The sequence below is a fragment of the Streptomyces sp. NBC_00057 genome (genome assembly GCF_045041165.1).
Classification (GTDB): domain Bacteria; phylum Actinomycetota; class Actinomycetes; order Streptomycetales; family Streptomycetaceae; genus Streptomyces.
Genome location: NZ_CP108256.1, coordinates 3,573,703 through 3,596,161, shown reverse-complemented (window position 1 = coordinate 3,596,161; position 22,459 = coordinate 3,573,703). Strand labels below are relative to the sequence as shown.

At 69.8% G+C, this 22,459-nt stretch carries 22 protein-coding genes and 2 pseudogenes; 10 read left to right on the top strand and 14 right to left on the bottom strand.

From position 1 onward, the window contains the following. Nucleotides 1-32 precede the first annotated feature (32 nt). Nucleotides 33-986: a LysR family transcriptional regulator gene (locus OG953_RS16585; RefSeq protein WP_405685071.1), complete on the top strand. Its 954-nt coding sequence runs from the start codon at nt 33-35 to the stop codon at nt 984-986. Nucleotides 987-1,116: 130 nt separating this feature from the next. Here the strand turns inward: OG953_RS16585 and OG953_RS16580 are convergent, their stop codons facing one another. Then, nucleotides 1,117-1,878 (bottom strand): alpha/beta hydrolase family protein, encoded by a 762-nt coding sequence (locus OG953_RS16580; protein WP_405685069.1) that lies wholly within the window; start codon nt 1,876-1,878, stop codon nt 1,117-1,119. Nucleotides 1,879-1,981: 103 nt separating this feature from the next. Between OG953_RS16580 and OG953_RS16575 the strand changes: the two genes are divergently transcribed. Both OG953_RS16575 and OG953_RS16570 read left to right on the top strand, forming a co-directional pair. Next, nucleotides 1,982-3,136: an adenosine deaminase gene (locus OG953_RS16575; protein ID WP_405685068.1), complete on the top strand. Its 1,155-nt coding sequence runs from the start codon at nt 1,982-1,984 to the stop codon at nt 3,134-3,136. Between the two features lie 135 nt (nt 3,137-3,271). Further along, complete coding sequence (locus OG953_RS16570; protein WP_405685067.1) at nt 3,272-3,589, top strand: hypothetical protein; 318 nt, start codon at nt 3,272-3,274, stop codon at nt 3,587-3,589. Nucleotides 3,590-3,664: 75 nt separating this feature from the next. Here the strand turns inward: OG953_RS16570 and OG953_RS16565 are convergent, their stop codons facing one another. From OG953_RS16565 to afsQ1, 5 genes are all read right to left on the bottom strand, one after another. After that, a complete protein-coding gene (locus OG953_RS16565; RefSeq protein ID WP_114246256.1) occupies nt 3,665-3,865 on the bottom strand; it encodes a PspC domain-containing protein in 201 nt (66 codons plus the stop codon). Between the two features lie 94 nt (nt 3,866-3,959). Continuing rightward, the gene (locus OG953_RS16560; protein WP_405685066.1) at nt 3,960-4,508 is read right to left on the bottom strand and encodes a VanZ family protein; all 549 of its coding nucleotides are present in this window, start codon (nt 4,506-4,508) and stop codon (nt 3,960-3,962) included. Nucleotides 4,509-4,691: 183 nt separating this feature from the next. Beyond that, nucleotides 4,692-5,309, bottom strand: a complete 618-nt coding sequence (locus OG953_RS16555) for a hypothetical protein (RefSeq protein WP_405685065.1) — start codon at nt 5,307-5,309, stop codon at nt 4,692-4,694. Next, nucleotides 5,306-6,844 (bottom strand): ATP-binding protein, encoded by a 1,539-nt coding sequence (locus OG953_RS16550; protein ID WP_405685064.1) that lies wholly within the window; start codon nt 6,842-6,844, stop codon nt 5,306-5,308. Before OG953_RS16550 ends, OG953_RS16555 begins: the two co-directional genes overlap by 4 nt. Beyond that, nucleotides 6,841-7,518 carry a two-component system response regulator AfsQ1 gene (gene afsQ1, locus OG953_RS16545; protein WP_326770159.1) on the bottom strand — a complete coding sequence of 226 codons (678 nt, stop codon included), beginning with the start codon at nt 7,516-7,518 and terminating at the stop codon, nt 6,841-6,843. The genes OG953_RS16550 and afsQ1 overlap by 4 nt, the downstream gene beginning before the upstream one ends. A 192-nt stretch (nt 7,519-7,710) precedes the next feature. Between afsQ1 and OG953_RS16540 the strand changes: the two genes are divergently transcribed. Then, complete coding sequence (locus OG953_RS16540; RefSeq protein ID WP_405685063.1) at nt 7,711-8,511, top strand: SigE family RNA polymerase sigma factor; 801 nt, start codon at nt 7,711-7,713, stop codon at nt 8,509-8,511. Nucleotides 8,512-8,708: 197 nt separating this feature from the next. On the opposite strand, the gene OG953_RS16535 is transcribed toward OG953_RS16540, so the two are convergent. Then, on the bottom strand, nt 8,709-9,416 hold the full coding sequence (locus OG953_RS16535; protein ID WP_405685061.1) for a uridine kinase: 708 nt from the start codon (nt 9,414-9,416) through the stop codon (nt 8,709-8,711). Nucleotides 9,417-9,479: 63 nt separating this feature from the next. Between OG953_RS16535 and OG953_RS16530 the strand changes: the two genes are divergently transcribed. Then, on the top strand, nt 9,480-9,896 hold the full coding sequence (locus OG953_RS16530) for a hypothetical protein (RefSeq protein WP_405685059.1): 417 nt from the start codon (nt 9,480-9,482) through the stop codon (nt 9,894-9,896). Nucleotides 9,897-9,969: 73 nt separating this feature from the next. Here OG953_RS16530 and OG953_RS16525 read toward each other — a convergent pair whose 3' ends face one another. Genes OG953_RS16525 through deoC form a run of 3 tightly spaced genes read right to left on the bottom strand, consistent with a single transcriptional unit; the run spans nt 9,970 to nt 13,323 of the window. Then, a complete protein-coding gene (locus tag OG953_RS16525) occupies nt 9,970-10,926 on the bottom strand; it encodes an aldehyde dehydrogenase family protein (RefSeq protein WP_405685058.1) in 957 nt (318 codons plus the stop codon). Beyond that, nucleotides 10,919-12,355 carry an aldehyde dehydrogenase family protein gene (locus tag OG953_RS16520; RefSeq protein WP_405685056.1) on the bottom strand — a complete coding sequence of 479 codons (1,437 nt, stop codon included), beginning with the start codon at nt 12,353-12,355 and terminating at the stop codon, nt 10,919-10,921. Before OG953_RS16520 ends, OG953_RS16525 begins: the two co-directional genes overlap by 8 nt. A 5-nt stretch (nt 12,356-12,360) precedes the next feature. Continuing rightward, a complete protein-coding gene (deoC, locus tag OG953_RS16515) occupies nt 12,361-13,323 on the bottom strand; it encodes a deoxyribose-phosphate aldolase (protein WP_405691865.1) in 963 nt (320 codons plus the stop codon). A gap of 124 nt (nt 13,324-13,447) precedes the next feature. On the opposite strand from deoC, the gene OG953_RS16510 reads away from it, so the two are divergent. Together OG953_RS16510 and OG953_RS16505 are read left to right on the top strand one after the other, a co-directional pair. Beyond that, complete coding sequence (locus OG953_RS16510) at nt 13,448-14,122, top strand: PH domain-containing protein (RefSeq protein ID WP_405685054.1); 675 nt, start codon at nt 13,448-13,450, stop codon at nt 14,120-14,122. A gap of 84 nt (nt 14,123-14,206) precedes the next feature. Next, a pseudogene (locus tag OG953_RS16505) lies at nt 14,207-14,728 on the top strand (phosphotransferase); the annotation flags it as partial. Between the two features lie 22 nt (nt 14,729-14,750). On the opposite strand, the gene OG953_RS16500 reads toward OG953_RS16505, so the two are convergent. Next, a complete protein-coding gene (locus tag OG953_RS16500) occupies nt 14,751-15,293 on the bottom strand; it encodes a hypothetical protein (RefSeq protein ID WP_405685053.1) in 543 nt (180 codons plus the stop codon). Nucleotides 15,294-15,337: 44 nt separating this feature from the next. Then, complete coding sequence (locus OG953_RS16495) at nt 15,338-16,015, bottom strand: helix-turn-helix domain-containing protein (protein WP_405685052.1); 678 nt, start codon at nt 16,013-16,015, stop codon at nt 15,338-15,340. Between the two features lie 291 nt (nt 16,016-16,306). On the opposite strand from OG953_RS16495, the gene OG953_RS16490 reads away from it, so the two are divergent. After that, entirely contained in the window at nt 16,307-17,752 is a 1,446-nt protein-coding gene (locus OG953_RS16490; RefSeq protein ID WP_405685050.1) for an NCS2 family permease, read from the top strand. Between the two features lie 317 nt (nt 17,753-18,069). Here the strand turns inward: OG953_RS16490 and OG953_RS16485 are convergent. Beyond that, nucleotides 18,070-18,195, bottom strand: a pseudogene (locus OG953_RS16485) (transposase); the annotation flags it as partial. Between the two features lie 140 nt (nt 18,196-18,335). On the opposite strand from OG953_RS16485, the gene OG953_RS16480 reads away from it, so the two are divergent. After that, nucleotides 18,336-18,923, top strand: a complete 588-nt coding sequence (locus OG953_RS16480) for a hypothetical protein (protein WP_405685049.1) — start codon at nt 18,336-18,338, stop codon at nt 18,921-18,923. 613 nt (nt 18,924-19,536) lie between these two features. After that, on the top strand, nt 19,537-20,763 hold the full coding sequence (locus OG953_RS16475; RefSeq protein WP_405685047.1) for an RNA-guided endonuclease InsQ/TnpB family protein: 1,227 nt from the start codon (nt 19,537-19,539) through the stop codon (nt 20,761-20,763). A 23-nt stretch (nt 20,764-20,786) separates the two neighbouring features. Here the strand turns inward: OG953_RS16475 and OG953_RS16470 are convergent, their stop codons facing one another. Then, nucleotides 20,787-22,424, bottom strand: a complete 1,638-nt coding sequence (locus OG953_RS16470; protein ID WP_405685046.1) for a phospho-sugar mutase — start codon at nt 22,422-22,424, stop codon at nt 20,787-20,789. Nucleotides 22,425-22,459: the final 35 nt, after the last annotated feature.

The following is a 22,459-nucleotide window of genomic DNA, read 5'->3' as shown; positions in this document are numbered from 1 at the left end:
GTCCAATGCATGAACTTGCGATAATCAATCCCATGGTGCATGAACGCAGCTCACAGCCCCGGCTGTCACCCAGTAGTTACGAAGAAGACATTCGCGCAGTCCTCGCGCCGCGGCTGGCCCACTTCGTGGCGGTGGCCCGCCACGAGCACGTCACCCGCGCCGCGCAGGAGCTCGGCGTCCCGCAGTCGACGCTCTCGCGGTCGATGGTCAGGCTCGAACAGGACCTGGGAGTCGCCCTGTTCGCCCGCAAGGGCCGAACCGTCTCCCTCACCCCCGCGGGCCGCACCTTCCTGGGCTCCGCCGAGCGGGCCCTCGCCGAGGTCGAGAAGGCCGCCGACTCGGTACGCGCCGACGCCGACCCGGCCACCGGCAAGGTCGCCTTCGGCTTTCTGCACACCATGGGCTCCGAGACCGTGCCCGCCCTGATCCGCGCCTTCCGTGCCGACCACCCCCGGGTCCGCTTCCAGCTCGTGCAGAACTACGGCGAGGCGATGATCGAACGCCTCCGCTCCGGCGGCCTCGACCTCTGCCTCACCTCACCCGTCCCGGACGCCCCCGATCTGGTCGCCCGCCGCCTCGACGAACAGCGGCTGCGCCTCGTCGTCCCCGAGGACCACCGCCTCGCCTCGCGCCGCCGCATTCGACTGGCGGAGGCCGCCGACGAAAAGTTCGTCACCCTCGAACCCGGTTACGGCCTGCGGCGGATCACCGACGACCTGTGCGCGGAGGCGGGCTTCGCGCCACGTGTCGCCTTCGAGGGCGAGGAGGCGGAGACCTTGCGCGGCCTGGTCGCGGCCGGCCTCGGCGTGGCCCTGCTGCCACCACCCGCGGTGGCCCGCCCCGGTGTCGTGGAACTCACCGTCACGGCACCGAGGGCGGCCCGCGAGATCGGCGTCGCCTGGCTGGACGGCCACCCGGACACCCCACCGGTGGCCGCCTTCAAGCACTTCCTGCTGTCGCGCCGGGGGCACTTGCTGCCGGACTGAGTAGTGGGGAGCAAGGGGGCAGCCGCGCAGGTGCGGGGACCAGTTTTGGGCTTGCGAGGTGGGGCCTTCTGCCGTGGGACCATCCCCGCACTCGCGGGGATGGTCCAGTTGTCCATTTCCTGGTCGCCCCTCACCCCCGCAACGACCTCCCGAACCCCGCAGCCAGCGGCATCCGCAACCCCAGTGGTGGCGGCGCCGCCAGGGCGTCGGCGACCGGGCGTGCGTAGGCCCGGCCGAAGAGCGATCCGCAGACGAAGTCCGTTGCCAGGGCCACCACTTCGGCCCGGTGCTGGCGCAGGCCGTGGCCGTCCGAGTGGACCTCGAAGCGGCAGGTGTCGCGGTTGGCCTTCTTGGCGCGTTCGGCCAGCCGGAAGGAGAGTTCGGGGTCGGTGCGGGCGTCGTTCGTGCCGTGGACGAGCAGGACCTGCCGGCCGAGCAGATGCTTCACCGGCTCCGGCTCGTCCGTCGAGCTGTCGGGCAGCCAAGGGGCCATCGCCAGAACGGAGTTGACCGCAGCGTGGCCGCCCGCACGGAGTGCGGCCCGGCCGCCCATGCCGTGGCCGGCGAGGCAGACGGGGACGTCGCCGTAGCGTCGTACGACCTCGTCCACCGCCCATCGGGCGTCCGCCGCGAGCTGCGCGTCGGTCGCGTTCCAGCCGTGACAGCGATAGCGCACGACATGCGCGGCGAGCCCGTCCTCCTGGCCCGCGCGGGCCAGGGTGCGGGCCAGCGGCAGCTGGAGGGCGTACGAGAGAGGGGAAGGACGGCGGTGCGAGTCGGCCTCGCCGTCCGGGAGCAGCAGAACCACGCCGCTGACCGCAGATGATGCTCCGGCCGCCCTGACGGCCCGTCCCAGCCTCGCAGCAGGCAGGGGGAGTGCGCGCTGTGCCATGACAGAACAGTGTCAGAAGGACAGGTGTACTCCACCCGTATTCGCGGTCACTGTTACGTATCGGCAAGCGACAATCTACGCGCGTAGGCATTAGAGTGCCCAGATGATGAGCCCGACCCTCCATGTGCCCGGCCAGGACCAGATCCGGCGTGCCCCCAAGGTTCTTCTCCACGACCATCTCGACGGCGGCCTGCGTCCGGGAACGATCGTCGACCTCGCCCTCGCGAGTGGATACGACGGACTTCCCGAGACCGAGCCCGACAAGCTCGGCATCTGGTTCCGCGAGGCAGCCGACTCCGGATCGCTGGAGCGCTACCTGGAGACGTTCGCCCACACCTGTGCCGTCATGCAGACCCGCGACGCACTGGTCCGGGTGGCCGCCGAATGTGCCGAGGACCTGGCCGCGGACGGTGTCGTGTACGCCGAGGTGCGGTACGCCCCGGAGCAGCACCTGGAAGCCGGGCTGACCCTCGAAGAGGTCGTCGAGGCGGTCAACGAGGGCTTCCGCAAGGGTGAGCAGCGGGCGCGCCGGGACGGGCAGCGCATCCGTATGGGTGCCCTCCTCACCGCGATGCGGCACGCCGCCCGCTCCCTGGAGATCGCCGAGCTCGCCAACCGCTACCGGGACCAGGGTGTCGTCGGCTTCGACATCGCGGGCGCGGAGGCCGGCTTCCCGCCCACCCGGCACCTCGACGCCTTCGAGTACCTCAAGCGCGAGAACAACCACTTCACCATCCACGCGGGCGAGGCCTTCGGCCTGCCGTCGATCTGGCAGGCGCTCCAGTGGTGCGGCGCCGACCGGCTCGGTCACGGCGTCCGCATCATCGACGACATCGAGGTCGCCGAGGACGGCGGTGTGAAGCTCGGCCGCCTCGCCTCCTACGTACGGGACAAGCGCATCCCGCTGGAGCTGTGTCCGACCTCCAACCTCCAGACCGGCGCCGCCGCCTCGTACGCCGACCACCCCATCGGGCTGCTGCGGAAGCTGCATTTCCGGGCCACTGTGAACACGGACAACCGGCTGATGAGCGGTACGAGCATGAGCCATGAATTCGAGAAGCTGACCGAGACTTTCGGATACACGCTCGATGACATGCAGTGGTTCACCGTCAATGCGATGAAGTCGGCATTCATTCCTTTCGATGAACGTCTGGCGATGATCAATGACGTGATCAAGCCCGGATATGCCGAGCTGAAGTCCGAGTGGCTCTTCGAGCAGACCGCTGCGACCAGCGTGCCTTCCGCTTCCGCGGGCTGAACCGCAGCTGCGCGGGAAACGGCCGGGCTGCGAAATCCCGGCCGTTTTCCGTGTGTCGGCATGTTTGCGGGACGGGTAGTGGGCTGACTACGTTTCAGAGCCGCTCACATCCCCTTCCCCAAGGATGAATTTCACATGAAGCAGTCTGCTGTCAGGACTCTCGGCGTCGCCGCTCTCGGTGCCGCTTTCGCCGCTGCCGCCGCGGGGACCGCATCCGCCACCGTGCTGCCGGCCGACGCCGCGGCCACTGCCCTGCCGGGCGCCGGCTCGGCGCTGGAGAACACCACCCGGACCCTGCCGGTCCAGGACACGGCCACCAAGCTGCTCGGCACCGGCCAGCAGAAGCTCGTCGGCGACGCCACCACCCCGGTCAAGGGTCTGATCGGTGGTATGCCTGCGGGCAGCCTGAGCACCAGCGGCCTGTCGACCAACGGTCTCCCGCTCGGCGGCTGATCCTCCGTACACACGCCTGTGGGGCGGACACCCGAACCAGGTGTCCGCCCCACAGGCGTGTGGTGCGTACGCGGGTCACCAGGCGGCGGACGGCGTCTTCTCGGACGGGAACAGCACCCACAGCGCCAGGTAGAGCAGGAACTGCGGCCCCGGCAGCAGGCAGGAGACCAGGAAGATGATGCGCATGGTTCCCGCGGAGGTGCCGAAGCGCCTTGCCAGCGCTGCGCACACTCCGCCGATCATGCGTCCGTCACGGGGGCGGGCAAGTGCGGCCATGGTGGGCTCCTTCGCGAACCGTTGCTGAGGGAGCAGCTCCTTCGTGCTCCCGATGCATCCATGGTCGCCCGTCGAACAGGGGCAAAGCGTCGCTCTACGGTGCGATACCGACCCTGGGAATCGTCGGGGTCGACCCCTGAGCCGCCTCGTCCCTGGGGTGGGGCAGCACCCTGACCCGCCGCTGGTTCCTGCGGCGCAGCCGCGCCCGGCACATGGGCACGACCAGCAGATGGGCGAGCGCCACGCCGGTGGTGTTCAGCAGCAGCGAGTCGACGTCGACGACCTGCCCCGGCACCCCGGTCTGCGCCAGTTCGATGGCCAGCGAGATCAGCGCCCCCGTCGCGACGGTACGGGCCAGCGAGGCCCACGGGGAGACGAACAGCCGGCCCCCGGCCACCGGCAGCAGCACGCCCAGTGGGGCGAGCAACAGCAGCCCCTCACCGATCCGGCGGGCGGCCTCGACCGGGCCCAGGGACAGGTCCGCTCTGATACCGGCGAACGGTTGAAGATTCGAGGCGGTCGTCCACGGCACATTGAGCGGGCGCAGCGTCAGCCACCCGACAAGCAGCAGATGCGCGAGGAGGAGAGATACCCCCGCCGCGCGGAAGCGGATGACAGCCTGACTGCCCGAACCTTGACGCACGCCCCCCAAGACGCGCCGGGCGGCAGGATCGGTTCCGCCCGGCCCGACGAACCCGGATCTCAGCCATGACGGCGACAGACCCAGCCGGGACGACGCAAAAACCCAGCCGGGACGAGCGAAAACCCGGCGCGTCCGGCGCTTGAGGACAGAAGAACCGGCCGCCGGACGCCCCAGGCCCCCCGCTCAGGCCCCCGTCCCCGCCCCCAGGGTAGGTGCCGCCTTCGGCCTGGCCTTCGTCTCCGAGGTGCACAGATAACCGCGCGGCGCGTAGTTCCCCGGCCCGCCCAGCACCACCGTGCCGTCCGGGGCGAGCGACTCGCTCTCCGCATACGTACACACGATCTGCGCCAGAGCCTCGGACGGCAGGTCCTCCGGCTGCTCGCTGAGCCGCAGCGTGCCCTGCCGGTCGCCGCGGCGGGCCGCGCTGATCTGCAGGGTCGCCGGGACGGCCGTGGAGAACCCGGCCTGCCGCTCATCGACGGGCGGCTTCTGCTCCAACTCGTCCAGGAGCGCCTGCGCGATCCGGACCCGGTCCGACTTCGTATCGCTGATTTGCACCGTGCGGTCCACGGTGACCAGCTGCGAGGAGCAGACCAGATAGATCTGTACGGGGATGCCCTGGAGGGACTGGGTGGCGACGTCCTCCGCGGACATCGAGCACGGCACCTGGGACGGTGCGGCCCCGGCGTCCACCGGCACGGAGGTGGTCCTGATCCCGCAGCCCGATGCCAGCACGGCTGTGATCGCGGCACCGGCCAGCGCCACTGCCGAACGGTGTGCCCGGCGGTTGCTGCCCATCACGTCGCGTCGCCCTCCTCGTCCTGAACCCCCGCGTCGTGATCCCCGGCGGAACGGGTGAGCGGCTCGGCATCGCGCGGCAGCCGCAGTACGAACACCGCGCCGTCGCCGTCCGGCGAGTTCGCGGCCGTGATGTCACCGCCGTGGATGTGCGCGTTCTCCATGGCGATCGACAGACCGAGCCCACTGCCCTCGGAGCGGGGCCGGGAGGCGCTGGCCTTGTAGAACCGGTCGAAGACGTGCGGCAGGACGTCCTCGGGGATACCGGGGCCGTGGTCGCGGACCTCGATGACGAGTTCGTCGTCCTCGGTCCGTACCGAGACCCGTACCGGCGAACCGCCGTGCTTGAGCGCGTTGCCGATCAGATTCGCCAGGATCACATCGAGCCGACGCGGGTCGAGGCGGACCATCATGCCGCGCTCGGCGTCCAGATCCACCGCGTCCAGCCAGGCGCGGGCGTCGATGCAGGCGGTGACCTGGTCGGCGACATCGACCGTGTCGAGGACGAGCCGGGCCGTACCCGCGTCGAAGCGGGTGACCTCCATCAGGTTCTCCACCAGGTCGTTGAGGCGCCGGGTCTCGCTCACCACGAGATGCACCGCGGGCGCGATCATCGGATCCAGGCTGTCCGCCTCGTCCTCCAGTACTTCGGTGACGGCGGTCAGCGCGGTGAGCGGGGTGCGCAGTTCGTGGGACATGTCGGCGACGAACCGCCGGCTCGCCTCGTCCCGCGCGCTCATGTCCGCGACCTTCTTCTCCAGCGAACTCGCGGTCCTGTTGAACGTACGGGAGAGATCGGCGAGTTCATCGGTGCCGGACACCACGAGCCGGGTGTCGAGCTTGCCCTCGCCGAGCTTGCGCGCGGCGTCACCGAGCCGTTGCACGGGTCGCAGCACAGTCGTCGCGGCGGCCTGCGCGAGCAGCGCCGAGCCGACCAGGGCGAGCCCGGTGGCGATCCCCAGCGACCAGGCGAGGGAGTTCAGATCCTGCCGCTCCTGGTCGAGCGACTTCAGCATGTAGCCGGTCGGGCCACCACCGATGATCTTCGTACCGCCCACCAGATACGGCGTACCGCGGATGCTGACCCGCTGCCAGAACAGGTGGTACTCGTACTTGTTGCCCGCCTCCACCGGCTGCTTCTCGTTGACCGCCTTCTGCAGCGACAGCGGCACGTTGTCGAGCGTGAAGGTGTCCAGGTCGGAGTTGCCGACGATCGGCTTGCCGGTGTCGCGCTCGTCGACCAGCAGCACGCTGTAGCCGGGCGAGCTGCTCGCCATCTGCACGGCGGCGTTCTGCAGATCGTCCTTGGTGGGATGCAGCGGAAGCGAGGCCGCTCGGTTCTGCATCTCCTGGCGGAAGTCCCCGAGCGCGGAGTCCTGGGTACGCGTCAGTACGGCCTCGCGGTTCAGCCAGTACGCGATTCCCGAGGCGGACACTGCGGCGGTCAGCGCCACCAGCGCGAACACGACGACGAGACGCAGTCGCAGACTGGTCCAGCGAAGCCCGGTGAGCAGGCTCCGTTTGGCGGCGTCGCTCACTGAGGCGAATCCAGCCGGTAGCCCACACCCCGAACGGTACGGATCAGGGTCGGCGAGGACGGTACGTCCTCCACCTTGGCGCGCAGCCGCTGCACACAGGCGTCCACGAGCCGGGAGTCACCGAGGTAGTCGTGCTCCCAGACCAGCCGCAGCAGCTGCTGCCGCGACAGGGCCTGGCCCGGTCGGCGGCTCAGCTCCAGCAGGAGTCGCAGCTCGGTCGGCGTGAGCTGCAGATCCTCGCCGTCCTTGGTCACGGTCATCGCGGAGCGGTCGATCACCACGTTCCCGAAGGACGCGGAGTCGGTGGACTCGCGCTCACCGCGACGCAGCACCGCCCGGATCCGGGCGTCGAGCACCCGGCCCTGCACAGGTTTCACCACATAGTCGTCGGCACCGGACTCAAGCCCGACCACGACGTCGATGTCGTCGCTGCGCGCGGTCAGCAGAATGATCGGCAGCTGGTCGGTGCGCCGGATGCGTCGGCACACCTCGAAACCGTCGATGCCGGGCAGCATCACATCCAGCACGATCAGATCCGGCCGCTGCTCACGCAGCAGTTTCAGGCCGTCCTCTCCCGTCGCCGCGGTGGCCACACGGTGGCCCTGGCGTGACAGCGAGAGTTCGAGGGCCGTGCGGATGGCGTCGTCGTCCTCGATCAGCAACAGGAAAGGCACGCTGGCCATTCTGACCCATGGTGGAGCCCCAGTTCGACAGTTGGCGCCGACTCATACATCCGGCGCACCGGCGACGCACGGACGGCAGGCCTTGTGACAGGGCTGTGACAGTCGGCGGACAGCGCGATGAAACTGCCCCGGCAAGCTCATTGGCACAAGGAACGGACGGACTCCACCGATGGGGGGCGCGAGATGAACGCAACTCACAGCACCACCGCAAGCGCAGTTGTCACGCGTCTCCACGATGTCGGCCGGAGTACCGAGAAGTCCGGCGCCGGAGGGGGAACCTCCCTGCTCGAGCGAAGCCGAGAGCTCGGGGGAGGGCGGGGGTGCGAACGCGCCGCCAGGCGTCAGCACACGCCGTACATAACGGTGGTTGACGCGACTGTGGTGGCCAACGGGGGAAGCAACGGGGGAGCCGCGTACGGGGAGGCCATGGGGGAGCGGAAGTCCCCGGCGCAGGTCGAGGACGCCGAAACGGCGTTCACGGCCTACGTCCGGGAGCGCCGCGCCTCCCTGTACGCAACCGCCTACCACCTGACCGGAGACCGGTTCGAGGCCGAGGATCTGCTGCAGAGCGCCCTCTTCTCGACGTACCGGGCGTGGGACCGGATCAGCGACAAGGCGGCGGTCGGTGGCTATCTGCGCCGCACCATGACCAACCTGCACATCAGCGCCTGGCGCAGGCGCAAGCTCAACGAGTACCCGACCGAGGAGCTGCCGGAGACGGCGGGCGACACGGACGCGATGCGTGGCACGGAACTGCGCGCCGTGCTCTGGCAGGCGCTGGCGCGGCTGCCCGAACTCCAGCGCACGATGCTGGTCCTGCGCTACTACGAGGGCCGCACCGACCCGGAGATCGCGGCCATCCTCGACATCAGTGTCGGCACGGTGAAGTCCAGCATCTGGCGGTCGCTCCGCCGGCTGCGCGAGGACGAGGTCCTCAGCTTCGGCCGTGACGAGGAGGAGTCCTTCGGCGAGCTGGTGGCCTGAGGGGACGGGGGATACGGGGGAAAGCGGGGCCGCTGCTTCGGGGGAGGCGGCGGAGCACGGGGGTACGGGGGAGCGCTGCGGGGTCGGACGGGCCGGGGGGTCCAGTCCGGCCCCGTCGGCGTGTGTGCAGGATCAAGCCCCGTCGACGATCGAGGAGCGGGGGTCCGGGGGCGGCGCCCCCGGTTGCGGGAAGCCCGCTACACCGTCCCCCGCGCCGCGGACGCCCGTCGGCAGCGTCCCGCCGCCGCGGCGGCCAGCCGTCCCAGTGCCTCCTCCTTGCCGCACGGATACGCACCCAGCGCCGTCTGCCGCGCCACGATGCGCCGTTCCGCCCGCATCAGCCGCCACCCCCGCCGCAGCAGGAACGGCACCGACTTCCGTCCCTCCCGCAGATCCCGCAACAGCCGACGGCGGAACGTCGTCGTCGGGCGGCCGCGCAGGCACAGCGCGTCGGCGAGCACGCCCAGCTCCTGGCACCGTTCGACTATGTCCGCCGCGAAGATCCCCTCGGCCACGAACAGAGGTGTGCGCTCGATGTGGAGGGCCTCCCGGTCGACCCGGGAGCTCGTGGCGATGTCGTACACCGGGACGCTCGTACGCCCCGTGCGGCACAGCTCCACGATCGCGGCGACCGCCGCATCGGCGTCCCAGGACTGCGCGGAGTCCCAGTCGATGTCCATGCTGCCGGGAACGAGCGGGAGCGTGGGGTCGTCGCCCTCCTTGTAGAAGTCGTCCAGGCGCAGCACCGGCAGGTCGGTGCGGGCGGCGAGGGAGGACTTGCCGGAGCCGGAGGGGCCGGCGAGCAGCACGACACGGGTCGGGATCGGTTGGGAATTCACAGGACACGAGTGTGAGGCATTGACCCGCACAGGGGATCCCCCGGTGCCTGTGTTGGTATCGAGCATCACACCTCAACTACTCTACGCACTCAGATGGTTACTCGATCTTCACGATCAGGTGGGAACTCCATGGCACGTCACGCACTTTCCAAGTCCCGGCGCCGCGCCCTGCTGCGGGCAGGTCTGACCGTCACCGCGGTGGGTGCCGCGCTCGGTGCGGGGGGTGCGGCGGCCCAGGCGGCGCCGCTGCCCCTCGCACCGGCCGCGGACGCCGACAGCAGCCTCGGCGGGGTCGGTGGGGCGACCGGGAGCGCGGTGACCGGGACGCTCGGGCACTCGCTCAAGAACGGCATCGCACCGGTGACGCATCTGCGCCTCGACCCGCTGGCCGGTACGGGCGTGGACCCGCTGGACAACGCGGTGGCAACGCAGGTCGCCGACTTCAAGCCGGTCTCCACGGCCGCCGTCACCGATCCGGTGACCAGCGGGGGCGCGCTGAAGGACCTTCCGGTGGCGGGGCAGGTGACAGAGGTGCTGCACGGCTGAGGCGGACGCGGGCAGGGACACGGACACGGCCCGCTCCACCGGGATTCCGGAGGAGCGGGCCGTCGTCACGCGGTCAGTAGGACAATCCCGAGGCGCCCAGCGCGCCCGTCGGGTGCCAGACCGTCTTCGTCTCCAGGAAGGCCGTCAGGCGGTGGGTGCCCGGATCGGCCGACCAGTCGAAGGTGCCGCCTTCGTCCATGGCGGAGGAGGGGGCGGCGCTCGGCGCCTCCTCCTCGGGGCGGTGGCGGGAGACGGGTGGGCGAAGGACCCGCTTCAGGTTGTCCGCCGCAGCGATCTCCAGCTCCTTCGCCAGAGCGGCGTCCGCGCCCGTGAGGTCGATGGCGTTCACGTCCTGGTGGGACGCGAGCGGTGCCGCGATCTCCGCCGTCTTCCCGGACAGGATGTTGACCACGCCGCCCGGCAGGTCGGAGGTGGCCAGCACCTCGCCCAGGGACAGGGCCGGCAACGGGGAGTGGGCCGAGGCGATGACGACCGCCGTGTTGCCGGTCGCGATCACCGGGGCGATCACCGAGACCAGGCCCAGGAACGAGGACTTCTGGGGCGCCAGCACCGTGACCACACCGGTCGGCTCGGGCGTGGACAGATTGAAGAACGGGCCCGCGACCGGATTCGCCCCGCCCACGACCTGGCCGATCTTGTCGGTCCAGCCCGCGTACCAGACCCAGCGGTCGATCGCCGCGTCCACGACGGCCGCCGCCTTGGACTTCGACAGGCCCTCCGCGTCCGCCACTTCCCGTACGAACTGGTCCTTGCGGCCCTCCAGCATCTCGGCGATGCGGTAGAGGATCTGGCCGCGGTTGTACGCCGTCGCGCCCGACCAGCCGCCGAACGCCTTGCGGGCGGCCACGACCGCATCACGCGCGTCCTTGCGGGAGGACTGGGGGGCGTTCGCCAGCCACTTGCCCTTGGAGTCCGTCACCTCGTACACCCGGCCGCTCTCGGAGCGGGGGAACTTGCCCCCGACGTACAGCTTGTAGGTCTTGAAGACGCTCAGACGGTTATCAGACATCGAGGTACGCCTCCAGGCCGTGACGGCCGCCTTCGCGGCCGAAGCCCGACTCCTTGTAGCCGCCGAAGGGCGAGGTCGGGTCGAACTTGTTGAACGTGTTGGCCCAGACGACGCCCGCCCGGAGCTTGTTCGCCACCGCGAGGATGCGGGAGCCCTTCTCCGTCCAGATGCCGGCCGAGAGGCCGTACTGGCTGTTGTTGGCCTTGGCGACCGCCTCGTCGGGCGTACGGAACGACAGCACCGACAGCACCGGGCCGAAGATCTCGTCGCGGGCGATGGTGTGTGCCTGGGTGACGTTCGTGAACAGCGTCGGGGCGAACCAGTAGCCGGAAGAGGGGAGTTCACAGGCGGCGGACCAGCGTTCGGCGCCCTCCGCCTCGCCCGTCTCGACGAGCGCGGTGATCCGGGCGAGCTGCTCCGCGGAGTTGATCGCGCCGATGTCGGTGTTCTTGTCCAGCGGGTCGCCGAGCCGGAGAGTGGACAGCCGGCGCTTCAGAGCGTCCAGCAGCTCGTCCTGGATCGACTCCTGCACGAGCAGGCGCGAGCCCGCGCAGCAGACCTGCCCCTGGTTGAAGAAGATGCCGGTGACGATGCCCTCGACGGCCTGGTCGATCGGGGCGTCGTCGAAGACGATGTTGGCGCCCTTGCCGCCCAGTTCCAGGGTGACCTTCTTGTCCGTACCGGCGATCTGGCGGGCGATGGCCTTGCCGACCGCGGTCGAGCCGGTGAAGGCGACCTTGTCGACGTCCTCGTGCTCGACGAGGGCGGCGCCCGCGTCCCCGTACCCGGTGAGGATGTTCACGACACCCTTGGGCAGGCCCGCCTGGCGGCAGATGTCCGCGAAGAAGAGCGCGGAGAGCGGGGTCGTCTCGGCGGGCTTGAGGACCACCGTGTTGCCGGTGGCGAGCGCCGGGGCGATCTTCCAGGCCAGCATGAGGAGCGGGAAGTTCCACGGGATGATCTGGCCCGCGACGCCGAGGGGTCGGGGGTTCGCGCCGTAGCCGGCGTGGTCGAGCTTGTCGGCCCAGCCCGCGTAGTAGAAGAAGTGCGCCGCGACCAGGGGGAGGTCCGCGTCGCGCGTCTCCTTGATCGGCTTGCCGTTGTCGAGGGTTTCGAGAACGGCGAGCTCGCGGCTGCGCTCCTGGATGATCCGGGCGATCCGGAAGAGGTACTTGGCGCGCTCGGAACCGGGCAGCGCCGACCACTTCTCGAAAGCCTTGCGGGCCGCCTTCACGGCCCGGTCGACGTCCGCGGCGCCGGCCTGCGCGACCTCGGAGAGCACCTCTTCGCTGCTCGGCGAGACCGTCTTGAAAACCTTGCCGTCGGCCGCGTCGGTGAACTCGCCGTCGATGAACAGGCCGTACGAGGGCGCGATATCGACGACCGAGCGGGACTCGGGGGCGGGGGCGTACTCGAATGCAGATGCCATGGGGATCAGTCCACCGTCACGTAATCGGGGCCGGAGTATCGGCCGGTGCTGAGCTTCTGGCGCTGCATCAGCAGATCGTTCAGCAGGCTGGAGGCGCCGAAGCGGAACCAGTGGTTGTCCAGCCAGTCCTCGCCCACGGTCTCGTTCACCAGCACCAGGAACTTGATCGCGTCCTTGGAGGTACGGATGCCGCCGGCCGGCTTCACGCCGATCTGTACGCCGGTCTGCGCCCGGAAGTCGCGCACGGCCTCCAGCATCAGCAGGGTGTTCGCGGGCGTGGCGTTGGTGCCGACCTTGCCGGTCGACGTCTTGATGAAGTCGGCGCCCGCCAGCATGCCGAGCCAGGAGGCGCGGCGGATGTTGTCGTACGTGGACAGCTCGCCGGTCTCGAAGATCACCTTCAGCCGGGCGTCGGGGCCGTCTGCCCGCGCGCACTCGGCCTTCACGGCGAGGATCTCCTCGTACACCTTGAGGTAACGGCCGGAGAGGAAGGCGCCCCGGTCGATCACCATGTCGATCTCGTCGGCCCCGGCGGCAACGGCGTCGCGGACATCCGCGAGCTTGACGTCGAGCGCGGCGCGGCCGGCGGGGAAGGCCGTCGCCACGGACGCCACCTTCACGCCGGACCCGGCCAGCGCGGCGACGGCCGTCGCCGCCATGTCGGGGTAGACGCAGACCGCGGCGGTACGCGGGGTCGTGCGGTCGGTCGGGTCGGGATTGACGGCCTTGGCGGCGAGAGCCCGGACCTTGCCCGGGGTGTCCGCGCCTTCCAGCGTCGTCAGGTCGATCATCGAGATGGCCAGGTCGATGGCGTACGCCTTGGCCGTCGTCTTGATCGAACGGGTTCCGAGGGACGCGGCGCGCGCTTCGAGGCCGACGGCGTCGACGCCGGGCAGCCCGTGCAGGAAGCGGCGCAGCGCACTGTCGGACGCGGTCGCGTCGGAGAATGCGGGAGCAGTGGTGGGCATGGTCACCAGAGGAGCATATCTACGCGCGTAGCGACCTGTACAGGGGGCCTGCTCATCCGTGCGTCGCACAGTACCGGGGCGGCCGCCCCGGCGCCCCTTGCGCACGTCAGGCAGAATCGGGCCCATGACGAGCCCCACACCGCCTGCCGAGCCCACCTACGCCGACCGGACCTTCCGGTCGCCCGCCGGGATCGCCGGGGGTGTCCTGCTGCTGCTCCTCATCTGCTGGATCGGCGGGGACGCCGCGTTCCGGGGCGACGGCCGGGTGCCCTGGCTGGCGCTGGCCGGGCTGCTGACCGCAGTGCCGCTGGTCGTCGCGTTCACGCTGCGGCCCGTCGTCCTCGCCAACGAGCAGCGCATCAAGATCCGTAACCCGTTCCGGACGATCACCATGCCGTGGACGGCGGTCGCGGATCTGCGGGCCGGGTATTCGAGCGAGCTGTTCACCGAGGACGGCACCAAGTACCAGCTGTGGGCGGTACCCGTGTCGCTTCGCCAGCGGAAGAAGGCGGCCAGGCAGCAGTCCCGGCGGTCGCTGGACGACCCGTACGACCGCACTTCCGTGCATGCGGACGTCCGTGACACCAAGTCCCGGATGGCGACGGCCGACCAGACCATGGCGGATCTGCGGGAGCTGGTGGAGCGGGCGAAGGCGGGGGCGGGTACGGGGAAGTCGTCGAAGTCCGCGGCGACTTCGGACTCTTCGGCGTCCTCGGTCTCGGTGCGCTGGGCGTACGAGGTGATCGCACCGGCGGTGGTGGGCGCGGTGTTGCTGGTGGTGCTGCTCGCGACGGGCTGAGGCGGCCGGAGCGCGTGCGTACGACGATCGGACCCAGGAGGGCACTTACCCTTTCAGGGTCCTGATCGCTGCCGCACGGAGTACGCCCATGTCGAGGTGGATGCACTCCAGCAGATGATCGTCAGCGGTGGGCAGTGGCCCTCGCCGGCCGGGAACGCGGAGGCCGACCGGCAGATCTTCCTGCGGGCGCGCAACGCGTGCCTTCTGGCGGACAGTTTTGTGCGGGCGGGCTTCGTCCCCGTACTCGACGACGTCGTGGTCCGTTGTTCCCACCTCGACTTCTACCGCACGACGCTGACCGCCGCACCGATCCACGTCATCGTCCTGGCTCCCGGCCCGGCGGTCGCGGGGCAGCGCAACCAGGCGCGGGAGAAGGTCCTGACCACGGACTGGTCGCCCCTGGACGAGGTGATGCGCTCGGAGCTCGGGCAGCGGGAAACCTGGATCGACAACGCCGCGCAGACGGTCGAAGAGACGGTCGAGGCGATCCTGGCCGTGACGGGCCTGGCAACCACCACCTGTACGGCCGTGGCCGCCCGATCAGAGGTCACCCGACAGGCTCCGAGGGGAAGCCCCGGCGCCGCCTGCCTCCCAACTGCCTCCTGACTACCTCTCGTCGGCCTCCCGCCTACCTCTCGGCGACCGGCCGGGAGGTACACACGTTCACGCCCGTGCCGCTGGTGACCGTCGAGATCAGCTCAAGCGTGCGCTTCTGCGGCCCCATGCGGGACAGGCCGAAGCCGAACAGGACGTACCCGGTGAACATCGGCACCAGCGCCATGTGGAGACCGACGCCCGCGTTCGTCCAGGAGGCGAGCAGCGGTGCGCCGGTGGCCAGCAGCACCGGCACGAGCATCAGCCCGCCCAGCCCGAACACCGCCCCCATGGCCGCGCGCGACGCGACGCCGCGGGTGATGAGGCGGTGTGCCGCCCACGCGTACACGGCGTACGTCGCGCCCGCGACCAGCCCGAGACCCATGCCGGTGACGGTCTGCCCGGCAGAGCCCGTGCCGGTTGCGGAACCGGCCTGTGCCGCCTCCGCCGCACACAGCAGTACGGTGCCGGCCTGGTCCAGGGCGGCACCGGCCATCCACCGCCGGGACAGACGTCGCCGCTCGACGATCCGCTCGATCAGGGCGGACGCCAGTGGGGCCGAGCCGATGGAGACCACCCGCCCAGGCCCATCGTTGCCGCGCCGGTGCCTATGTGGCCCGGCTAGTGCTCCGGGAGCCGGGCCCAGAAGTGGTTGACGATGTCGTCGATGTAGCGTCGCCCGTTTTCGCCGGAGGCGGTGGTGCCGCCGGCTCGGCTGAGGGTGGCGGCCATGAGGGTCTGGTACTCGTGGTGCATGTCGCGCAGGGGGTCTTGCAGGTCGCGGCGTTCCGTGGAGACGAGGCGGGCGATGGCGCGGATGTGGGCCTGCCAGCGCGTGGAGACGGCTTCGGTGAGGAGGCGGGCGAGTTCGTCCTCCATGCCGGTGACGGCGATGAAGTCGCGTGGGGGCAGGTTGAGGACGGTGCCGAGTTTGGCGGACTGTCGTTTGTCGCCCGTCCATCGGCCGGTTTCTTCCATCTGGTGGTAGGCGTCGAGGGTGAGGCCGGTGGCGCGGGCGACGTCCTCGACGGCCAGTCCGCGGGCGAGACGGTGTTCACGCAGGGTGCGGGGAGCGCCCATGAGTTCGCGGGGGTTGCACCACAGGGCACCGGCCAGGGCGGTGAGTTCGCTGGCGGTGGGCAGTGCGGTGCCGCGTTCCCACGCGGTGATGTGGTTGGGGGTGATGTGGGTCGTGCCGTAGGAGGCGCGCATGCCGTAGGCGACGTGGCCGGGGGCCATCCCGAGTTTCTCGCGCAGGATGCGGGCGGCGCGCGCGTTGAAGGGGAGCGGTGGATGCACGGACTGAGAGTAAGGAGTCACCCGGGGTGAACTCCATGGCCGCTGTCGCCCGCATCCCGGTTTGGCTGGATAGGTCGCCGGTGATTTTGGAGGAACCGACAGAGGAACCGACAGGGGGTGCGGGAAGGTCAACCAATGGATTCCGCGAAGCGATTGAGATCGCATCCCTGCCGCGTATGATCCGCTCGCAAAGCGCCGTACGTGTGTTCGTACTCGTGCAACCGACGGACACACGCTTCCGGCGCCACTGCCATGTTTTCCCTCGCACTTGCAGGTCCAGGAGACACAGTCATGCACACCAGCACGACAGGCCAGGCCGAAGCGCCGACAATCAGACCCGGTGGCCCGCTCGACCGGTTCTTCCGCATTGGCGAACGCGGCTCGACGTACGGCCGTGAGATACGCGGCGGGTTCGCCACCTTCTTCACCATGGCGTACATCCTCGTACTCAACCCGATCATTCTCAGCAGTACCGAGGACAAGTTCGGCCACCAGCTGGACGCCGGTCAACTAGCAACCGCCACGGCCCTGGTGGCCGCCGTCATGACCGTGATCATGGGTGTGGGCGGCAACCTGCCGCTCGCTCTGGCCGCGGGCCTGGGTCTCAACGCCGTCACCGCCTTCCAGATCGCCCCTCTGATGAGCTGGGACGACGCGATGGGCCTCATCGTGCTCGAAGGCCTGCTGATCTGCGTACTGGTGTTGACCGGCCTGCGCGAGGCCATCATGCACGCTATTCCGCAACCTCTCAAACAAGCAATCAGTGTCGGCATCGGCATGTTCATCGCCTTCATCGGCTTCGTGGACGCCGGGTTCGTCACCCGCATCCCGGACGCCGCGAACACCACCGTGCCCGTTCAGATCGGCACAGGCACCCTCACCGGCTGGCCCATGCTCGTCTTCTGTCTCGGCGTGCTGATGACGATCGTCCTCCTGGCCCGCAAGGTGCAGGGCGCCATCCTCATCAGCATCGTCGTGATGACCGTCGTCGCCGTCGTCATCAACGGGATTGCCGACATCAAGTCCTGGGGTCTGACCGAGCCCTCGCTGCCCGACAAGCCCATCGCCGCACCCGACTTCGGACTCCTGGGCAAGTTCGATCTGTTCGGCTCGTTCGGTCAGGTCAGCGCGCTGACCGTCGTCCTGCTCGTCTTCACTCTCATCCTGTCCGACTTCTTCGACACGATGGGCACCATCGTCGGCGTCACGGCCGAAGCCGGACTCCTCGACGAGCGCGGCCAGGTCCCCGGTCTGGGCCGCGTGCTGCTCATCGACGGAGCAGCGGCCGTCGTCGGCGGCGCCGCCTCCGCCTCGTCCGCCACCACCTACATCGAGTCCGCCGCCGGTGTCGGCGAAGGCGCACGCACCGGCTTCGCCAACCTCATCACCGGCGGCCTGTTCGCCCTCGCCCTCTTCTTCACCCCTGTTCTGACCATTGTGCCATTGCAGGCTGCGGCCCCCGCCCTCATCGCGGTCGGGTTCCTGATGATGACTCAGGTCAAGCACATCGACTGGGACCGGTACGAACTCGCCATCCCCGCCTTCCTGACCATCGCCGTCATGCCGTTCACCTACTCCATCACCAACGGCATCGGCGCCGGCTTCCTCGCCTACGTGGTCATCAAGGCGTGCCTGGGCAAGGCCCGCGAAGTCCACTGGCTGCTCTGGGGCACCGCGGCGCTCTTCCTCGTCTACTTCGCCATTGACCCGCTGGAGCAGCTGCTCAACATCAAGTAGCCGACGTGGTGGACCCGAAACGGAGCGGGGGACGGCCCAGGACGATCAGCGACGGAGTGTGTGAGCACATCGCGTCCGCCTGATCGCCCGGACGTCCCCCGCCGAACGGGAGACCACCGCCTGCATCCGCTGGTGCGACGCCCGCGCCGCCGAAGGCCGGCTCATCAGCTGTCGACCCGTGGACAGTTCGAGGACCACGGGCACCGGCACCGGGATGTCTTCGTGCACCGCCCGCACCCGCAGTCGGCTCCGGGCCGAACTCGATGAAGCGCAGGGGAGCCACGGTCGCCGGGCCGGGCGGTGACCATCCGCTATGTCCGGGTGCGCTGGTCGTATTTCATGCGGCCCAGGACGATCGTGCAGAGCGCGGCGTTGGTCTGGCGGTCGCCTCCGCGATTGAGCCGGTGACGGTTGGTGCATCCCGAGGAAGCGGGAACGGGCGAGGCGGTGCTGGTCCCTCCCCGCGAGCGGACGGTTTCGATCTGGCAGGATCGTGCGCTTGAACACGCCCCGGCTGTGGGGGCTTTGCCGCCCGGCAGGGCAACGGGAATGTTTTAACGGGGAGATCGAAGAAGATATGCGCATGTGGAATCGTGCTGTTCCGGCGGCGGTGGGCGCCCTGACACTGGCCGTGGTGCTGACCGGTTGCAACGACTCGGATTCGGGGAAGGGCGGGAACAGCTCCGGCTCCTCCTCGTCGGACGACAAGACGACTTACCGTCTGGGCGAGGCCAGCCCGCCGCAGGAAAGCACCATGCAGAACTCGAAGGACAGCAAGTTCACGGTCACGCCCACGAAGGTGCAGACCGGAACGAAGGCCGACATGGACAACTCCGGCCTGGAGAAGGGCAAGGACGAGGCCCCCAAGGTTCCCGTGTACGTGTGGTCCACCCTCACCCACAAGAGCGGCAAGTCCATGGAAGTCGGCGACATGGACGACGACTTGGCCGTCAAGACGGACAAGGGCGAGCGCACCAAGGCCCTCATCGTCATCATGGGTGATGCCAAGTGGCCGAACTGCCCGGCGCCCGACACCGGCAAGAAGCTGAGCCCGGGACAGTCGGAGAAGATCTGCACCGCCTTCCTGATCCCGGAGGGCCAGAAGGCCGCCGCGGTCCAACTCAGCCAGGGCTTCTACAAGGACCCGCTGGAGTGGCCGGTCAAGAACTGACGCTCGGCCGGGGCTTCGCCGAGCCCGATAGCCGGGGCCTCGCCGTTTGACGGAGTGCGCGCATCCGAGATGGAGGGTGCGTGCACTCCACCGCCACCTTTGCCGGAGACGGTGGACACGACCGAGCCCGGTTCCGGAGCGGACACGCGTGCCTCACGCAACCCCGGGCAGCGGTAGTGATGGTGCGCGTGGGAGCAACCGGTTGTGTGCAGATCCGCACTCGGCCCGGAGGCCATCGAAGCAGCCGAGACCGAATGGGCCGGGCTCGTAGCCGCACTCCTGCAGCACGTGACGACGTCCTCGTCGACGACCCACGGGTGCAGGCCCCGGTCGGTCGCTGGGAGCGTGCTGGGCAACCAGGTCCACGCCGCCGGTGGCGATGGTGGGCGGGCCAAGGCCGCAGTGCAGACGATGCGGCAGCAGAACAGGACCCCGCCGAACTGGCGTGGGCCTGGACACCGGCGGTCACCGGATTTCTCCCAGGATGCCCCGGGCTTCAGCCCGGGGAGGAATGGGTCCTTGGGGCGGAGCCGCGTAGCGGCGGAGTTCGTTGCACATCTGCTTTGACCTGTGTTTTCTTTCGTTGTCAGTGGGGGCGGTTAGGTTGGGGGTCATGACGGCAGGAGCGCAGGGCGGGGAGAGTGCCGGGCATGCCCGGTACACCTACCGGCTTCGTGTGTCGTCCACCGCAGCTGCCGCGCTGGAAGCGGAGTGGGCGCGGTGCCGGTGGATCTGGAACGAGAGCTGCGCCCGGTCGAAGAAGGCCCATGCCGAGGATGAGAAGTGCGGCCCGGCCGGGCTGGACAGGATGCTGACCGAGGCCCGGACCGTGATGTCCTGGCTGCGTGAGGGCAGCAGCGTTCCGCAGCAGCAGGTGATCCGCGACTTCGGCAGGTCCCGGGCCAAGGCGCTCAACGACATCAAGGCCCGGTTGCCGATGCGGCAGCGTGCCGGGATGCCGAAGTACAAGAAGAAGCACGGGACGGACCCCACGCTCAACTACACTCGGCGCGGCTTCCGGTTGAAGGACGGTCGCCTGCACCTGGCCGGGGGCATCAGGTTGACCGTGGTGTGGTCGCGCGATCTGCCCGAGCCGCCGTCGTCGGTGCGCGTGTACCGGGACAGCCTCGGGCATTGGTACGCCAGTTTCGTCGTCCCCACCGCCACCGAGGCGCTGCCCTCCACGGGTGCGGTGATCGGGATCGACTGGGGCGTGAAGGAGACGGCCACCACCACGTCCGATGACCATGACCTGCCCCACGCCGAGTACGGCAGGAAAGCCGCCGGCGGCCTCGCGCGCTACCAGCGGATGATGGCCCGACGCCGCGCGCCCCGGGGCAAGGCCCAGTCGAAGGGCTACCGCAAGGCGCAGCGGCAGGCCGCCAAGCTGCACAAGAAGGTGGCCCGGCAGCGGCAGGACACTGCCCGCAAGTGGGCCAAGGCCGTGGTCCGCGACCACGATGCGCTGGCGGTCGAGGACTTCAAGCCGAAGTTCCTCGCCAAGTCCACCATGGCCCGAAAGGCCGCCGACGCCGCGATCGGCGCGACCAAGACGGCCCTGATCGAGATGGGCCGCAAGCACGGTCGGCCCGTGCACCTTGTCCACCCCGCGCACACCACCATGGACTGCGCGCAGTGCGGAGCGAGAACCAAGCACGCACTGCCTCTCTCGGAACGAACCTACTCGTGCACCGCGTGCGGAGCCGTGTCCCCCAGGGACAAGAACTCCGCCCGCGTGATGCTCGTCCGGGCTGGTCTCAACCCGGCTGGTGCTGATCGTGCAAGAGCTGACGGACCGCTGGTCCGCAGCCAACGTGAGCCAGGAATCCCCTTCCTCTAGGGAGGGGAGGATGTCAAAACAGGTCAGATCCCGGCCGCCGCCGCCAGGTCCCGCTTGATCCCGGCGAGCAGCTGCGCACCCCTCGCGCGGGCCGCGGGCAGCTCGTCCGCCGAACCGACCGGCACCACGACCTCCAGGTAGCACTTGAGCTTCGGCTCGGTGCCGCTCGGGCGGACGATCACCCGGGCGCCCTGGAGGTGGTAGCGCAGCCCGTCGGTGGGCGGCAACTGCTCGGTGCCCTGCGACAGATCCTCGGCCGAGGTGACGGCGAGACCGGCGAGCGCGGTCGGAGGCTGCTCGCGCAGCCGCCGCATGGCGTCCGCGATGACCGACAGGTCCTCCACCCGGACCGACAGCTGGTCGGTGGCGTGCAGCCCGTGCTCGACCGCGATGTCGTCGAGCAGGTCGAGGAGCGTACGCCCCTGCTCCTTGAGCACGGAGGCCAGTTCGGCGACGAGCAGCGCGGCCGTGATGCCGTCCTTGTCGCGTACGCCTTCCGGGTCGACGCAGTAGCCGAGCGCCTCCTCGTACCCGTACCGCAGGCCGTCCACGCGGGCGATCCACTTGAAGCCGGTCAGCGTCTCCTCGTAGCCGAGGCCGGCCTTCTCGGCGATCCGGCCGAGCAGCGAGGACGACACGATCGACTCGGCGAGGACACCGGTCACGCCGCGGTTCACCAGATGGGCGGCGAGCAGCGCCCCGACCTCGTCGCCGCGAAGCATCCGCCAGCCGCCGTCGGCGGGGTCCGGGACGGCGACGGCGCAACGGTCGGCGTCCGGGTCGTTGGCGATGACGAGGTCGGGGTCCGTACGGCGTGCGGTGGCGAAGGCGAGATCCATCGCGCCGGGCTCTTCCGGATTGGGGAAGGCGACGGTGGGGAACGCCGGGTCGGGCTCCGCCTGCTCGGCGACGAGCACGGGCTCCGGGAACCCGGCCCGTGCGAAGGCGGCGGTCAGCACGGAGGTGCCGACGCCGTGCATCGCGGTGTACACGACCTGGGCGGTACGCGGCGATCCGGCGGCGAGCACGGTGTCCGTACGGGCCAGGTAGGCCGCCAGGACCTCGTCACCGAGGGTCTCCCAGCCGTTGTCGGGGCGGGCCACGCCGTCGAGCGGGCCGACCGCTGCGATCGCGGCGGCGATCTCGCCGTCCGCCGGGGGGACGATCTGCGAGCCGTCGCCGAGATAGACCTTGTAGCCGTTGTCGCGCGGCGGATTGTGGCTGGCGGTCACCTCGACGCCCGCGACAGCGCCCAGGTGCCGTATGGCGTACGCCAGCACAGGCGTGGGGAGCGGGCGGGGGAGTACCGCCGCGCGCAGGCCCGCGCCGGTCATCACGGCCGCGGTGTCGCGGGCGAAGTCGGCGGACTTGTAGCGGGCGTCGTACCCGACGACGACGAGCCCGCCGGTCTGTCCCCCGGCCTTGAGGTAGGCGGCGAGTCCGGCCGCGGCGCGGATGACGACCGCCCGGTTCATCCGCATCGGCCCGGCCCCCAGCTCACCGCGGAGCCCGGCCGTGCCGAACTGCAGCGTGCCGGCGAACCGTGCGGCGAGCTCGTCGAGGTCCTCGGTGTCGATGAGCTCGGCGAGCTCGTCACGGGTCTCGGGATCGGGGTCCTCCGCGAGCCACGCCCTGGCCTGCGCGATGAGGTCCTGCTGCACGGTGTCCGCCTTTCTGCGGGGTGGGGTGGGTTACG